12 protein-coding genes and 1 pseudogene are annotated in these 16,934 nt (G+C 34.7%); 6 read left to right on the top strand and 7 right to left on the bottom strand.

The features are described from left to right. Positions 1–19: 19 nt before the first annotated feature. The 4 genes from FS935_RS19880 to FS935_RS19865 all read right to left on the bottom strand — a co-directional run bounded on the left by FS935_RS19880 (position 20) and on the right by FS935_RS19865 (position 4,676). Positions 20–337, bottom strand: a complete 318-nt coding sequence (locus tag FS935_RS19880) for a glycine betaine ABC transporter substrate-binding protein (protein WP_240050978.1) — start codon at positions 335–337, stop codon at positions 20–22. Between the two features lie 275 nt (positions 338–612). Beyond that, positions 613–1,851 (bottom strand): serine/threonine transporter SstT, encoded by a 1,239-nt coding sequence (sstT, locus tag FS935_RS19875; RefSeq protein WP_146950388.1) that lies wholly within the window; start codon positions 1,849–1,851, stop codon positions 613–615. Positions 1,852–2,198: 347 nt separating this feature from the next. Continuing rightward, a complete protein-coding gene (locus FS935_RS19870; protein ID WP_146950387.1) occupies positions 2,199–3,374 on the bottom strand; it encodes a cation:proton antiporter in 1,176 nt (391 codons plus the stop codon). A 570-nt stretch (positions 3,375–3,944) separates the two neighbouring features. Beyond that, complete coding sequence (locus FS935_RS19865) at positions 3,945–4,676, bottom strand: MEDS domain-containing protein (protein ID WP_158638666.1); 732 nt, start codon at positions 4,674–4,676, stop codon at positions 3,945–3,947. Positions 4,677–4,992: 316 nt separating this feature from the next. Between FS935_RS19865 and FS935_RS19860 the strand changes: the two genes are divergently transcribed. Genes FS935_RS19860 through FS935_RS19850 form a run of 3 tightly spaced genes read left to right on the top strand, consistent with a single transcriptional unit; the run spans position 4,993 to position 8,783 of the window. Further along, a complete protein-coding gene (locus FS935_RS19860) occupies positions 4,993–6,471 on the top strand; it encodes a spore germination protein (protein ID WP_146950385.1) in 1,479 nt (492 codons plus the stop codon). 10 nt (positions 6,472–6,481) lie between these two features. Beyond that, positions 6,482–7,678, top strand: a complete 1,197-nt coding sequence (locus tag FS935_RS19855) for a Ger(x)C family spore germination protein (protein WP_146950384.1) — start codon at positions 6,482–6,484, stop codon at positions 7,676–7,678. A gap of 13 nt (positions 7,679–7,691) precedes the next feature. Further along, positions 7,692–8,783 (top strand): GerAB/ArcD/ProY family transporter, encoded by a 1,092-nt coding sequence (locus FS935_RS19850; RefSeq protein WP_158638665.1) that lies wholly within the window; start codon positions 7,692–7,694, stop codon positions 8,781–8,783. A gap of 149 nt (positions 8,784–8,932) precedes the next feature. Here FS935_RS19850 and FS935_RS24300 read toward each other — a convergent pair whose 3' ends face one another. After that, positions 8,933–9,997, bottom strand: coding sequence for a pectate lyase (locus FS935_RS24300; protein WP_275669636.1), 1,065 nt, complete (start codon positions 9,995–9,997; stop codon positions 8,933–8,935). Between the two features lie 338 nt (positions 9,998–10,335). Further along, positions 10,336–11,319, bottom strand: a complete 984-nt coding sequence (locus tag FS935_RS19840) for a tRNA dihydrouridine synthase (RefSeq protein ID WP_146950381.1) — start codon at positions 11,317–11,319, stop codon at positions 10,336–10,338. 498 nt (positions 11,320–11,817) lie between these two features. On the opposite strand from FS935_RS19840, the gene FS935_RS19835 reads away from it, so the two are divergent. The 3 genes and pseudogenes from FS935_RS19835 to FS935_RS19825 form a co-directional block, all read left to right on the top strand. Further along, positions 11,818–13,371: an ABC-F family ATP-binding cassette domain-containing protein gene (locus tag FS935_RS19835; protein ID WP_146950380.1), complete on the top strand. Its 1,554-nt coding sequence runs from the start codon at positions 11,818–11,820 to the stop codon at positions 13,369–13,371. Between the two features lie 144 nt (positions 13,372–13,515). After that, positions 13,516–14,073 carry a methyltransferase gene (locus tag FS935_RS19830; RefSeq protein WP_338036939.1) on the top strand — a complete coding sequence of 186 codons (558 nt, stop codon included), beginning with the start codon at positions 13,516–13,518 and terminating at the stop codon, positions 14,071–14,073. Continuing rightward, positions 14,070–14,495 (top strand): annotated as a pseudogene (locus FS935_RS19825) (ATP-binding cassette domain-containing protein); the annotation flags it as partial. The gene FS935_RS19830 and the pseudogene FS935_RS19825, both read left to right, overlap by 4 nt. Before the next feature lie 630 nt (positions 14,496–15,125). Here the strand turns inward: FS935_RS19825 and FS935_RS19820 are convergent. After that, a complete protein-coding gene (locus FS935_RS19820; protein ID WP_146950379.1) occupies positions 15,126–16,736 on the bottom strand; it encodes an ATP-binding protein in 1,611 nt (536 codons plus the stop codon). Positions 16,737–16,934: the final 198 nt, after the last annotated feature.

Below are 16,934 nucleotides of genomic sequence, written 5' to 3'. Positions count from 1 at the left end.
TACCATTTTCTTCATTTTCTTACAGCATTTCCTCTAAGTCAGATACATCGATACTCCTATTTGAAAGAATCTCATATGCTTCTGGGAATTCCTCTTCAATTCCTTTATAAGAAATAACATAAACATTGTCTTTTTTGAAATAATTGTCCTGTCCTTCTAAGAACTTAAGGTCAAATTGTGTAAACATTGAGTGAGGTCTCCAACCTAAGAAAATAATTGGCTCTTTGGCAATAATAGCACGCTTTGCTTCCGCAAACATTGCAGCCTCGTTAGCAGATTGATATTTGTATCCCTCAAGTCCAAAGTCTTCTAACCTTTTTTGATGTCGGCTTCCGATAACTTTTCTTGAGATTTCTTATTCTTCATAATATCCCCATAGGAAAGAAAGATTTATCGTATCTTTACCAAAACCTTTATGTCCTTTATAAGGCGGGCAACCACTGTCACTATCCGAATATACCGAAAAGAATTCGACAAATTCCGGGGCGTGACAGGCACCTTTTCTATTTTCTATTAGTTATTAATATGAACTTATACTCTCTATTAGTATAAAAAAATGCACCTCACCGATAGCTATCGCTAACACCAGAGATGCATTTTTATCTGCTTTCTTTATACTACTTTACGAATCTCTATTTTCTTACCTTCTTTACGCCACTCTTTAAATTCAGCTGTTGCTGTAAAAAGTGCGTCTGTTGAGGAGTTAAGAGCTGTTTCAAACGAATCTTGTAAAACACCGATGATAAAGCCTACTCCAACAACTTGCATTGCAACTTCTGCTGGAATTCCAAATAAGCTACATGCTAGAGGAATAAGTAATAAGGACCCACCTGCAACCCCAGAAGCTCCACATGCACATACAGCTGCAAGCACACTAAGAATAAGTGCTGTAGGGAAATCAACTTGAATACCCAATGTATGAACTGCTGCCAAAGTTAACACAGAAATCGTCACCGCTGCTCCAGCCATATTAATTGTTGCACCCAACGGAATAGAAATCGAATAACTATCTTTATTTAAGCCTAGATTTTCACATAATTTCATATTTACAGGAATGTTTGCCGCAGAACTTCTCGTAAAGAACGCTGTGATCCCACTCTCTTTTATACACTTAAATACAAGTGGATAAGGATTTTGCTTAATAGCTAAAAATACAAGGATAGGATTAATAACAAAAGCAACAAAAGCCATACAACCAAGTAAAACAGCCAAAAGTTTCCCATAACTTAGTAGTGAGTCAATTCCGTTTGTAGATATTGCTTCAAACACTAACCCCAAAATACCTAATGGTGCAAACTTAATGACCCATTTCACAATTTTCGATACCGCTTCTGATAAGTTAGAAATGAGCGTTTTTGTTGTATCTGGAGCACTCCTTAAAGCAAGTCCAAGAAGAATCGCCCATGCTAAAATACCAATATAGTTTGCGTTAGCAATAGCGTTCACCGGATTATCAACAATGTTTAACAACAATGTTTTGAGTACCTCTGATACACCTCCAGGAGCTGAAAATCCCTCTGGACTATTAACAAGTGTTAAGCCTACTGGGAAAATGAAACTCGCTACTACCGCCGTTAAACCCGCTAAGAAGGTTCCAATAAGATAGAGGACAACAATGAACTTCATATTTGTCTGTTTCCCTCTCTTATGTTGTGTAATTGCCGACATAACTAAGAAAAACACTAAAATAGGGGCAATTCCTTTTAATGCACCTACAAATAAAGAACCTAAAATTGTCACAGGTTGTGCTATGTTTGGCATTGTTGTAGCTAGAATAATCCCAATAACTAAACCTATTATTATTTGTTTAACCAAACTCAATTTACTCCATGTATTTAGTATATTTTTCACAGAATATCCCCCTAGATTTATTCAATAGACGAACAAAATATTATAATAGTCCACCGTAAGCGCACAAATGTCTTTTGCATAAATAGTATTATATTCAGTTTGTTGATATATTACAATACTATTTAATTTATTCAGAATAATCTTATTATTAAAAGCGATTACAGAGCTATACCTTACAGTGACACAAATATCTATCTTCCTTTTAGTATTTCAATAAAATACTTCCATGGTTCATAGGGTAACCTACTGAAATATAATAGATTAGAAAATCTTAGTTTACCGTTTATACATTCTAATAGAACGAACAAAAGACCGGAGCAAAAATTTCACTTCCGGCCTTCACTACCTCAGCTTTTCAACTTATTTGATAACGGATAAATGAAAACACTTTGAATAACGAGAGATAAAACAACAACACCAAATGAAAGGGAGATTAATAGATCGTTAATGCCTACACTATTTGCTTTTAAGCTTAATATAAACACAATAGACATCGTGCCTTTTAATCCTGACCATGTAATTAAAGAAATTTCATTGAGCGTGAAATATGATATTGGCTTAAAAATGACTTTTAACACAATAAATCGTACAAGAAGTGTTAAAACGAAAATAAGTAATATAAACTCCCAATATGCTAAGCTTAGATGCTGTGTTGCTTGGATGCCAATGACAATAAAAAGAATGGATAAAATTGTAGGGTCAATAACCTCCCAAAAGCCATCCAATGAACGTCTTAGCTCTGTTTCTTCTTCAGATTGTCCTAATTTCCAGGAAAAGATAATTCCTGATGCTACTGATGCTAATACCCCTGAAAAATGAAAATGCTCTGCAATGTAAAAGCTTCCGTATGCAAGTGTGATGCTGACCATTACTTTGTATTGTGAATGTGATGTTAAATGTAGCCCTTTTAATACAAACCAACCAAAAATAACTCCAATTCCAATTCCACCTAACGATACGAGGAAAAATTCCGACACAAAGTTTATAAATGAAAAAGACTCACCGGTTACTAGCATTCCTAAAACGACTGTAAACAGCACTAAGCTCGTCCCATCATTAAGCATCGATTCTCCCTCTACAACATCAGCAACTTTAGATGATTTAGAGGACTTTTTCAAAATTGGAACAACTGAAACAGGATCAGTAGGCATCAGTATGATCGCAAGCAGCAAGCATTCAAGAAATGAAAGTTGAGTAAAAAATCCACTAATTCCATAAAGGCTAACACCTAATAACAAGAACATCCCAATAAGCCCAAAAGTTCCAAGTACTGTAATCACTTTAAAATATTTTTTAAAATCTGATATCGGAAATTGATAAGCTGATACAAATAATACAGCAGGTAAAAACCAATCAAATATAATCTCCTTCGTTATTTTCAAATCGGAAAAATAAGGAATAAACGAAAAAGAGATCCCTAACAGTAGTAACACCACAGGAACAGGAAACGCTTCTTTTTTCTTATCAATCGCAAATACAATATAGCCAATAAAAACAAGTAAAATAATTTGATGAGAACTCATATATGATTAACCTGCCTTTTAAAGTAATTCAACGGTACATCCGTACACAATCATATTCTAAATCGCTTTTTAACATATTTATCAATTAATATGGCAATACCCTCTATTTAAATTTCCTTATCAATATAACTCCAAAATCATTGATATTCATTTGTTCTTCAAAACATAAAAATGTTGTCTAATTTTTGGAATACTAAAAAGCATCTATACATGGAACGTACAGATGCTTACTCGATAACATACCTAATTCAATTCTAGCCTTGAGACAAATCCACATGGCCTCGATGGCGACGGAAGGCACATAATGCATACTTTTAACTTACAAATTGATAACCCTATAAAGATTATTTAATAGAAAATATATATATAAGCGTTAGGTATGAATCAGATTCTATACCACCATCACAAGAGCCAATTAACTTATTAGTATAAACTCTAAATTTTTTGGGCCATCAAACTCCCCACTTCACTTCTACCTTAAATTAGAAATTAGCACACTTTACTGTTTCCTCATGCCATTAAGCTTAATTGTTTCAACGTTCTCAAGCAACAAAAGCATCTCTTTATCATTCAATTTATTTTAAATAAAGAGTTACTATATAAAAGATGAGAATGTGTTTCTAATGAATGATTAATGATATCTTCATCTATAAACTCTCTATTATGGATATAATCAAATGCATCGTATAAGCAAAGTCCTGAAGCATTCAAACCTATAATTGCTTCTGTTAAAACTTTTTCTAGCTCGAGAAAATCTTCTTTTGAGGTTTCTCCAATAGCAAAAGAAGGTTGTCCTATAACTCTTGCTCCTTTATATTTATTGCTCTCCACTTCTTCTAATAAAGCCGACAGCAATTGCCTTACACCTTCAAGACCATTTTTATTATTCGCAATAACCATGTTTTTTACGGGAAAAAACTTCACACCGCTTCTACTAATTCCATGGAAATCTAACAATTCCATCAATTGATCATATATATCTTTACTTAAGGAGACAGTTATAAGTTCATTATTATCTACCCCGTGTTTGATATAGGGTAATAAATTTATTAAGAGGTGTTCACGTCCATAATAATAAAATGTTGAATGAATGCCAAAGATATCGTCTAAAGTCATTATTTTGCTATCCATTTTTCTTTTATCACATTTGACACACTCTACAATAAATTGGTCTAACAGTTGACTTTTATTAACTACCGTTTCATTCAGTATATTGTCTTTTTCAGATACTAGTTTTATTAGTGATTTTCTATTTTCTTCTAGCCAAGCTTTAATATTACAACCATCACAAGTTGGTTTCATACAGATCCCCCTGAAATTACATAAAATGCTTTCTTTTTTATTCTCCATGATGCTCAGAATACCCTTTCTATCTTTCTATAAATTATTAAGCAGATTGGTATACATTATTAAAAATAAAGAAACCTAATATACATTTTGTAAAACAATTAGTACTCAACTGCTAGATTCAATGTATTGAACTACCACCTTTAGGATTTTAAATGTAATTTATCAACTAGGAAGGATTCATCATTTTATATATTTTTCTAAGCAACATACATTATCCAACTATTACTAGCGCATACTATGAATAACCTTCTAGAAAAGTTGGTGTTTTATGAGCAGTCCTAGTTTAAACGAGTTAAATCAATCATTAACGGAAAATGTAACAACTATATTAAACCAGTTTGGCAATAGCCAAGATATCCAAATACGCAATCAGCAGACAACTGATGCAAAAATAAAATACGCAATACTTTTCATTGATGGCATCAGCAACTCCGAGACCATTGAAGAACAAGTGATCAAACCATTGAGAAACAATAAGACAGATCAAACAGATAGTAAAAACCAAATTAGTTACCTATCTGAATTAGTTGAGACAAAAACAGTTAAGCTCACGTCAAAGCTAACAGATCTCATTGATGAGCTCATAGTTGGTAATACTGTTATTTTAGTAGATGGCACTGATAGTAGTATTATTGCCAATACGACAAAATGGCCAGAAAGAAGCCTGGAAGCTCCACAAGCACAGCGTATTCCAAAAGGACCAAATGTCGCTTTTAATGAGTCGACCTCTCAAAATATAGGCCTGATACGTAGGATATTACGTAATCCCAAGCTTCGTGTAGAGACGGATCTTTGTTCTTCTAAAGTAAAAACACAGGTTACTCTTCTTTATATTGAAGGGAAAATTCAACCTGAAGTATTACAAGAAATTAAGAAAAAAATGAAGGAAGTCGAAGTAGAGATACTGTTAGATTCTAGCTATTTAGAGGAAATGATGACGAGTGAAGTATTTACAGATTTTCCACTTACTCTTTCTTCTGATCGACCAGATGTGGTATGTAGTGAACTGCTAGAAGGAAAAGCTTCCATCATTGTTGACGGAAGTCCCTTTGTGATTACTCTTCCAACAGTACTATCACAATTTTTCCAATCTCCTGAAGACTACTACACTTTAACAAAAGGGGTCAGCTTTAAACGTGTTTATCGCGTGATCTTTTATGCGTTATCCATCATACTTCCAGGACTATATATTTCCTTTACCGTTCACCATCCAGGTCTTGTCCCATCTAAGCTGCTAATCAGTATTGTCGCTCAACGCGAGATCGTCCCTTTTCCAACAGTGCTTGAAGTTCTGATTTTTTTCATTTTGATACAGATAATCACAGAAAGCTCCCTACGCTTACCACAATCTATGGTGCTCACGGTTTCTGTTTTTGGAGCAATCATTCTTGGACAATCTGTTGTTGATGCTAAATTAGTTCAACCTACGACACTGGTTGTAATGAGTGCCAGTTATATATTAGCTAGTGTTATCCCAGTATATTCTCTAAGACCTGTAGCTAATCGACTAACATTAAGGTTTATTATTTTATCAGGGTTGCTTGGTATATATGGAATCATGCTAGGCATTTTATATCTTTTACTTCATTTGACTTCTCTACGTTCATTTGGTATTCCCTATTTGTCTCCAATCGCTCCGTTCAATATGACAGATCAAAAGGATAATATCCTAAGAATGGACCTTGATAATATTATGAATAATCCGAAGAAATTCACTTTAGAAGAACCAACAAAAAAACGCAAATAAGTGGTGTGATATGAAGCATAGTAAAATCGTATTTATTATCATGTTTATTAGCTTAATCGCCTTCTTTGTAATCGGTAATACTGTTGAAAGTCAGTTAATAAATAAACTAGCTATTGTTTCCGCTATAGGCGTAGACGTGGATGAAGAGCAATATGTAGTTAGTGTACAGGTGGTAAGTCCCTCCTCAGATCAAAAAGGTGCATCAGAGGAGTTGGGTGCGGTTGTTTATAAAGAAAAAGGGAGAACAATCACAGAAGCGTTTCGTAAGCTGAATACCTCAATATCGAGGACCTTATTTTTCGACGATACTGATCTTTTGATTTTACAAGATAAACTATTAGAAACGAAGGGAATCACGGATATTACTGACTATTTAATTTTAAATCCACTCGTCTCTTCTAATATAGAAATACTAGTAAGCAAGGATGTAACAGCCAATACCATATTAAGAACCGTTACTCCTATACAAAAAGTATCAGCTCTACGAATTAAAGAAATAGTAGCAAACAACCAGCTTAATTCAGGTACATCATTTAAAATGTATCCATCCAATGTGCAAAATGATTTACTAAATAACATTAAGCAAACAGCATTACCTTATATCACCATCCAGGGAGATATTGAAAAGGGATTAAAAAAGGAAAACATTGAGGAATACAGCCCCTCTACGACCTTCAAATTGAGTGGTATGGCAGTCTTCAAAGAAAATAAGCTTATTGGTTTTCTTGATGATAAAGAAAGTATGATTTATTCCATGTTTCAAAAGAAAATAACTAGAACCTTACTAACAGTTACGTGCCCAAATCCAGATGAAGAAGATAAATTTGTTGGTCTAAATGTGACAGATTTAAATTCTAAAATTACTTTTGAGGAATCAACAAAACCAACATTTACTGTGGACGTTAAAGTAGAAGGAGAAATAAGAGAAAGTCAATGTTCTAAATCTGTTGATTATCCCAATTTAGATAAGATCAAAAAGCGCTATGAAGATGAAATGAAAAAAGATATAGAGCAGCTGATCACCAAAAGCAAAGAAATGAATAGTGATTTCATTGGCTTTGGTAAAAGTATCTACTTAGCAAATCCAAAAAAGTGGGAGGAATTAGTAAAAAACTGGGATCAAAGCTATAAAGAATCTACGATAAAGATAAATGTAGATGTGAATATTCCTTTAACCGGTGACTCGATGTCTAATGTATCTCCATAAAAGGTGGGTTGATATGAAAAAACAAACGATTACCCCTTTCCAACTAAATGCTCTACTTTGCTTATTTCTCCTAGGAAGTACGGTTGTTCTAGGATTAGGATTAGAGGTGGAAGAGGATGCATGGATTGTGACTCTACTTTCTTCTTCAATTGGCATACTCATTCTACTTTTTTATATTTATCTTATTGCAAAGCACGAGCTCAATTTGGCTGAATTACTCATTAAAGGATTTGGAAAATATATAGGGAAATTCTTTGTCTTTTTATACATTTTCTATTTTTTATATATTGCGAGTAGAGTTGTAAAAGATTTCACCTATTTCATTGCTCAAATCCTATTCTATCAAGTAGAATTTTGGCTGATTTCAATCACATTTATATGCATTGTGGCATACGGTTCCTCGTTAGGAATTGAAGCATTAGCTAGAACCTCTGAGATTCTGCTTTTCTTAGTCATATTAATGCTTCTCACGATAATTGCATTTAGCATTTTATCTGATCCCTTTGATTTGAGTAACCTACTTCCTTTCTTTTCAAACAACTGGGGAGCCATTTTTCAGTCCATGTTCCCAGAGCGAATTACTTTCCCGTATGGAGAACTAATTGCCTTCACTCTTATATTTCCATTAATAAATGACAAAAAAGCCTTAGTAAAAAAAACATGGATTGCCATTCCAATCGTCACCTTCCTGATCCTTGTATTAACAGAGATCACAATTGCAATGCTTGGAGCTAAGGTAGCAGCAATATATACATTTCCATTAGTGAAAGCAATCGAACAAATTGACATATGGGAATTTATCCAGCATTTAGAAATTTTGTCTGTATTCACCTTCTTTTTTGTAGGCTTTATAAAGGTTTCTATCTTTTTTAAAGCAGCATTATATAGCGCACACTCTTTAGTTAAGTTTGATAGAACGAAACTAATTTTACTATTTGCCAGCATCTTATTTTTAATGGCCGTGTTTAACTCGTCCAGCTTGCCACAGCATTTTTATATTGGGCTAAAGGTGATACCTGAGTATATTCATTTACCTTTTCAGTTTGGCATTCCAATTTTGTTGTTTTTTGTTTTACATATTAGGTTAAAGTTAGGTAAAAATTAGAGTTTATTTAGTGTTATCTTCTATCTTCACAGAAGCCAAAAAGAAGGACAGCCTTATTGGCGGTCCTTTACATAAAGCTTATTCGAATAAATTTCATTCTATTATATTAGGTTACCTCTCGTTTGTTCATGGAGTCTTTTAAACCTCTACTAATTGAATTCTACATTGCCACTTTCTGATACATACTTCACACCATACCATTTATTTCCTACATTAGAATAACGTGTATTCACCATTCTAACTTTACTAGTGCTGCTATCAGTCCGGAAAATTGCCTCGTTCATATCAGTAATGACGGAGCCTTCAATATAAACCTCTGTATGAAAAGTAGAACCGCCTAATTGACGAATCATTTTTCCCGCATCTCTCGCTGTAAAGTTTATGATATCTAATTGTGAAGGTGCGTTGATTTGAAACATTTTGTCACTACCATGTTGAGCAGAACCACCACGTATGACAACATGTCCTTCATCTTTAATCGTCATTGCGTCCTCTCCAATATCTTCCCAAACTACATTTTCTATTAAAGCATCACCATAGGTATGTACACCATCAGCTGCTGGTACACCTAATACTACATTTTTTAATGTTGCTCCATCTTCTAATCGGAAGACCGGTTTTTGACCTTCTTTTTGACTTCCATCACCAACCGTTGTAGGATTTGCAACATATCTATTTCCCGCACCGTCAAATACTTCTCCGGCTTTTACTACAATTGTGTTGTTAACAACAATTGTTTCTTTTGGCTTTACTTCAACAAGCTTCCATTGTTGATTCGCTCCACCTAAATCATCATATTGTACAACATTTGCACCGTTAGCCATAGACCTCTCATAAACTTCAAGTACTTTGTTGCTAAAACGATTAATAATTTTCACGTAACCATTTCCCACATCAACAATTTTCCATTGTTGACTTTCTCCATTCCAATCCGTCCATTGTGCAACATTTGCACCATTGGCATTATCCCAATTACTTACTTCCATGGCCTTACCGCTGAATACGTTTACAAATTTATGATAGCCTTGACCAACATCAATGACTGTCCATTGTTGGCTTGTACCACCCAAGTCATCATATTGTGCAATGTTCCCACCATTTGCAGTTGACCACCCATAAACTTCTAACGCTTTCCCACTATGGCGGTTCACAAGCTTGTACTTTTTACTATGATCGTAGCTTGCTGCAAATGCGGGTTCTGTTACTACTAGCATTGATAATAGTAAACCTAAAACAACAAATACTGAAACAAGTTTCTTCATTCTCCCATCCCTCTCCAAATAAATTGTAAACTCTACTAGCCAGTTAAGATTACATATTTATCATATAACAATTATGGGAATTAATGGTTTTCGTAATATGATTATCATATAATTATAATATTCTGAAATATTACACTTAAAATTTTTACATAACAAACATATAAAGCAAAAATTGGCGGGAATGAGTCCGGTTCAACACCGTCCTTCACACCCGCCAATTCACATAAACTTCAATTCTTTTAGACCCTTGTTTACTAGCCACTTTGCTATTACTTTGAATGAGGAAACTTCTACTGTTCCGCCACTACATCAAAATTCTTAGATTCAAAATTATCAAGCAATGCACGCACTTCATCTGTTGATTTTGTATTCATTAATTGATTTCTTAATTCGCCAGCCCCTCGAAATCCTTTTACATATATCTTAAAGAAACGATGAAGGGCAGTGAACTTACGTAGCTCTAACCCTGAATATTTATCATGAAGCTCCATATGCAATCTTAAGAGATCAAGCAATTCCTTACTACTATGATCTTTCGGCTCTTTTTCAAAAGCAAATGGATTATGGAAAATACCACGGCCAATCATCACTCCATCAATATCGTACTCCTCTGCAAGCTTTAAGCCAGTTTGATAGTCAGGGATATCTCCATTGATTGTCAGAAGTGTATCTGGTGCCACCTCATCACGAAGCTTCTTAATCTCAGGAATCAGCTCCCAATGAGCATCTACTTTACTCATTTCCTTCCTAGTACGCAGATGAATAGATAGATTCGCAATGTCTTGTTTCAAGATGTGCGTCAGCCAGTCGCGCCATTCGTCTACTTCTGAGAATCCAAGCCTTGTCTTTACACTTACTGGCAACCCTCCTGCTTTTGCAGCTTGGATTAAATCTGCTGCAACTTCCGGACGAAGGATAAGGCCACTTCCCTTTCCATGTTGCGTCACATTAGGTACAGGACAGCCCATATTGATATCGATTCCCTTAAACCCAAGCTTCGCCATATCAATACTCATTTCACGAAAGAACTCAGGCTTATCACCCCATATATGGGCTACAATCGGTTGTTCATCCTCTGTAAAAGTCAAACGTCCTCGTACACTTTTGCGCCCCTCTGGATGACAATAACTCTCCGTATTTGTAAACTCTGTAAAAAACACATCAGGTCTCGCTGCCTCACTCACTACATGACGAAAAACAACATCCGTCACTTCTTCCATTGGTGCCAATATAAAAAATGGTCGTGGTAATTCACGCCAGAAATTTTCTTTCATAATTAAATTCAAATCCTCTCAAAATGGGATATCATTACAAACGCTTGTCCCAAAATTACACAGAAAAATGCCTATGCTTATTTTTCTTCTTTTACACTTATACCATGGTTGAGTGCTTTTTATCAAATGGATTGGGGTTGTTTGTTTTTACCAAGTCGGATGTTGTATCGGGAATGTTTGTTTTCACTACACAATCATCTATCCCATTAACTAGCATTCTAAGCTCAAGTAAACACTAAAAGAATAAACCAATTTTTTTACTTTAAGAAATTATTTAGGATGCGCAGTAATTATCTTCTAGTAGCAAAAGAGTCCCTCTAAAATCTATAATATATGTAGTTGATTTAGTGAACCTATTCTTATAATAGTGAAGGGGCAGACCTCAATTTAGTCCGAGAATTGAATGAAATTTTGCAAAAAAATAAATTCAAGATAGAAAACCTAGTCTAAATCTAGTAAGATATCCACATGTGATATTAGAAGATAAGGGGTTAAAAAATGAGCGTATTAAACGTACAAAATTTAAGTCATGGATTCGGTGATCGTGCAATTTTTAATGATGTGTCTTTTCGACTTTTAAAAGGCGAACACGTTGGATTAGTTGGGGCAAATGGTGAGGGTAAGTCTACTTTCATGAATATTATTACTGGTAAGTTGCAACCCGACGACGGGAAAGTGGAGTGGTCACGAAAAGTTCGTGTTGGTTATCTAGATCAGCATGCTGTACTGCAGAAAGGTACTACGATGCGTGACGTTTTGAGTACTGCTTTTCAATATCTATTTAATGCTGAAGCAGAGATCAATGAACTTTATGCAAAAATGGGTGAAGAAGGTGCTGATATCGATGCATTACTTACTGAAGTTGGAGAGCTACAAGAAACTTTAGATAGTAATGATTTCTATCAAATTAATGCAAAAGTTGAAGAAGTTGCTCGTGGTCTAGGATTAGACGATGTTGGACTCGATCGAGATATAGATGATCTTAGCGGTGGGCAACGTACGAAAGTTTTGCTAGCTAAGCTTTTGCTAGAAAAACCAGAAATTCTATTACTAGACGAGCCTACAAACTATTTGGATGAACAGCATATCGAATGGTTGAAGCGATATTTACAGGAATATGAGAATGCATTTATCTTAATTTCACATGATATTCCATTCTTAAACAGTGTTGTGAACTTGATCTATCACATGGAAAACCAAGAGTTAAATCGCTATGTTGGTGACTATGATAACTTCTTAAAAATACATGAAATGAAGAAGCAACAGCTAGAGTCTGCTTACAAGCGTCAACAACAAGAAATTGCTGATTTGAAAGATTTCGTTGCTCGTAACAAGGCAAGTGTTGCGACTCGTAATATGGCAATGTCTCGTCAAAAGAAGCTCGACAAAATGGAAGTTATCGAATTAGGTAAAGAGAAGCCAAAACCAGAGTTTAACTTCAAAGAAGCTCGCGCAGCTAGTCGTTGGATTTTCGAGACGGAAGATCTTGTTATTGGATACAACGAACCACTTTCTCGTCCACTGAATTTAAAAATGGAACGTGGACAAAAAATTGCATTCGTTGGGGCAAACGGTATTGGAAAATCTACCCTTTTAAAAAGTATTCTTGGGTTGACTAATCCGATTTCGGGTAAAGTGGAACGTGGTGAGTATCAACACATCGGATACTTTGAACAGGAAGTTAAACAGTCCAACTATAACACTTGTATTGAAGAGATCTGGAGCGAGTTCCCAAGCTTGAATCAGGCTGAAGTCCGTGCTGCTCTTGCAAAATGTGGATTAACGACGAAACATATTGAAAGTAAAATCGAAGTCCTCTCTGGAGGCGAAAAAGCCAAAGTTCGATTATGTAAAATTTTAAACACAGAAACGAATTTATTAATTCTAGACGAACCTACCAATCACTTGGATGTAGATGCAAAAGAAGAACTGAAACGTGCATTAAAGGCATACCGCGGAAGTATCTTGATGGTATCACACGAACCTGATTTCTATCGTGAAATTGCGACTGACATTTGGAATTGTGAGGATTGGACGACGAAAGTATTTTAAATAAAGTTTAAGGGGTATCTCAGTTGGATTTTACTGGGGTACCCTTTTTCTCTTATTTCAACATGGGGTTTAGCCTCTACGACAGCACCTTAATTTTTGGGGGATTTTTGATATCTTATTACTTTCACATGACCATTTGGTACAATGAGAGAAAAACCAGGAGCTAAAATGTTTATACTTGCTATCATTGTTATTTCTATAGTGTTTTTCGCATTTATTTCCATTGTATATTCGACCATAAAAAATGGGATTTCACCTATGCCGACATCACCAAAAGTTAAGAAGGTTTTGGTTGTTAATCTCCCTTCTCATTCTGTAACTCAAATTGCTGAGCTTGGTGCGGGATGGGGAACATTAGCTTTTCAACTTACAAAAAAATATCCTAGTGCAACGATTACAGCTTTTGAAAATTCACTCATACCATACACATTTATGGTCATTAGAAAATTTTTATTCTCTCAAAACAATCTGATTGTTTCACGAAAAAATTTTTATAAAGCCGATTTTTCAAATTATCACTTAATCGTTTGTTACTTGTATCCTGATGCCATGACTCGTTTAGAAAAACAATTTCACAAGCAGCTAACCAAAGAAACCATTGTCATTTCACATACCTTTGCTCTCCCAAACCGAAAACCTAACAAAACAATTATAGCTAATGATCTATATCAAACGAAGATTTACTTTTACTACTATTTTTAAAAAGTATTCTTGGCTTAATTGATCTAATTTCGGGTAAAGTTGAACACAGTGAGTATCAACAAATCGGCTACTTCGAGCAGGAAGTTAATCAGTCTAACTATAACACTTGTACTGAAGAGATTTGGAGCGAGTTCCCAAGTATGACTCATGCTGAAGTCCGTGCTGCTCTAGCAAAATGTGAATTAACGACGAAACATACTGAAAATATAGTTGAAGTCCTTTCTGTTGGCGAAAAAGCCAAAATTCATTTATGCGAAATTTTAAACACAGAAACACATCTATTAATATTAGACGAACCTACCAATCACTTAGATGTGGACGCTAAAGAAGAACTGAAGCGTGCATTAAAGGCATACCGCGGAAGTATCTCGATGGTATCACACGATCCAGATTTCTATCGTGTAATTGCGACTGATATTTGATATTGTGAGGATTGGACTACAAAAGTGTTTTAAATAAAGTTTAAGGATGTCCCAGTTGAATTGTACTGGGGTACCCTTTTTGTCTTATTTCAATATTAGTTTATAACATAGGTATAACATATGAACGGTTCTAGTGTTTCTTCTGTGTTTACTAAAGTTTCCTCATTATTCCTTACTAGCCATAAGAATATAATTCATTAAAAAAAGTGATTTGATAATAGCTATAGCTTACAATAAAAGGAAGCACATCTTAATGCATACGCAGAGAGGCAAAGGTTCTGTTGTTTCAGAAGCAGTAGAACTGTCCCCATGCATCAAAACACAATCGCTCATTCCGTTAACGATCATATCGCTGTTTCAGTATGATAAAGTTTTGCTTAATAGCCTTAAACGAAAATTGAATTGACAAGGATATAACAGGAAAAAGACCCGAAATCGTAAAAATTGTTTAACGAAATCAAGGTCTGACTGGTAACTATTATCACTATTCCAACAGGCACATAGATAAATAGATATTTTTTTATTTAACAGGTGCTCAATGTTAGGAGAATCCTTAGAAATTAACATTATAGTCCATAGCATCTTATGCTCTATTCATCATATCGTGTCAGCTTAAAAATTAAGATTATCTTAATTTGTTTCCTTGTGAAGAGGGAGCTCAATTACAAACGTTGTCCCTGTATTTTCAATACTTTTAGCCGTGATTTGACCACTATGATTCTCAATGATTTTTTGAGAAACGGAAAGTCCTAAACCTGTGCCTAAGTCCTTTGTTGAAAAGAAAGGTTCAAAAATATTCATCAGAATAGCTGGTTGAATACCCTTCCCATTGTCCCTGAACATAATCTGGATAGTGTGATCTTTAATGTCCGTACAAATTCTTACAGTAAGTGGGTTATCACCTTCTGCTTGTAATGAATTTTGAAATAAATTAATAAATACTTGAAGAAGTTCTTCACGATTACAGAAGATATAGTGTTTTTCCGCATGTGAAGGTATATCAAAATCTAATTCTACATTGTAAAGCAGCGCTTCACTTTTAAGGAAATTCCATAAGTAATCTGTAAAAAAATATTTAACTTGAATCTTCTCAAACGCTTTCTCTGAAGGCTTTGCAATACTTAGAAAATCAGTAATGATTTTATTTGCACGATCAATTTCGGGAATTAGTAATTCGGTAAACATTTGCCCGATGTCTCTCCTCACTTCTTTTTCAAAATATTGAAGATACCCACGAACAGTTGTAAGTGGATTTCGAATTTCGTGCGCAATTCCCGCAGCAATTCGGCCTGCTAGTACTTGCTTTTCAGCTGCCTTAATCTTTTCCTCCATTATATAGCGATCAGTCATGTCACGTAGTTGTCCGTATGCACCAATAACCATTTCACCCTCATAAATAGGTTGGGCATCAAAGAGACAAATGATGGGATCACCAGTAGAGTTATGAAAAACGACTTCTTTACTATCATAACTTACTTCAGAAGTTAGGACATATTTGAAATAGTCTCCTATAATAGGAAGTTCATAACTACTAGAATTAGTAAAAGTATGATAAAAGATTTGCTTCGCAAAGTCAGTAAACTCTATAATAATCCCAGTTTCATTAGTAATAATGATTCCGTTTCTAGCTCCACTAAGCATCACTTGATTAAATATATTAAGCTTTCGATTTTGTTTTCTTAATAGCAACTCTCGTTCAATGGAATCTACTAGTTGACTAAGCATAGGCATAAACATGGAGTTATGAAAGTTAATTGGGACCATGATACTTATACTTCCAAGTAAATTATCCTCGTCTTTGTAATGAAACGGAGCACCGTAACATGCAATTTCGTGTAGAAACGTGTGGTAATGGTTCTCACCAATCACCTGTACCGGATGTCGCTGTTCTAAAGCCAAACTAACTACATTAGTTCCAGTATCTTCTTGTCTAAACAAACTTCCTATTGTGATACCTAAATGATCGATATTAGTTTTCATTTGTTCGTCCCCTGCTAATTCTAATAAGTAACCGTCAGAATCAGAGATTACGACTAATATATTAGTTTCTGGTAAAGAATGAATTAGTTTTTCTGAAAAGAAACGAACAACGGACAAGATTTCATTATAAATTTCTTGTCTCCTTTGAATCTCTTGTTTGGATAAAGTGACTATGGGACGAACGATCTCATCGGGATCCATCCCTATTTCTTTACACTTTTGCTTAGAAAGTGTGATATAACGTGGTTCCTTTTCGTTCAACTAGTAACACCTCAATAATAATAAATGAAAATTGTATTATAACATGAATCACTTATCTTTTATTCAAGGGATTTTGTCCTCGCAATAAATACCAAAAGGGTTAACAATTCTCATAAATTAAGAGACTCTTTCTGGTAAGAATCATATTTTTTTATGTTTTGCTTTGAAATAAAGACTGATGGACAAAGGGGGAGGGAC

The organism is Metabacillus litoralis (assembly GCF_007994985.1).
Classification (GTDB): domain Bacteria; phylum Bacillota; class Bacilli; order Bacillales; family Bacillaceae; genus Metabacillus; species Metabacillus litoralis.
The sequence above is the reverse complement of the archived record's forward strand: the minus strand, read 5'-3'. Positions and strand labels throughout refer to the sequence as shown.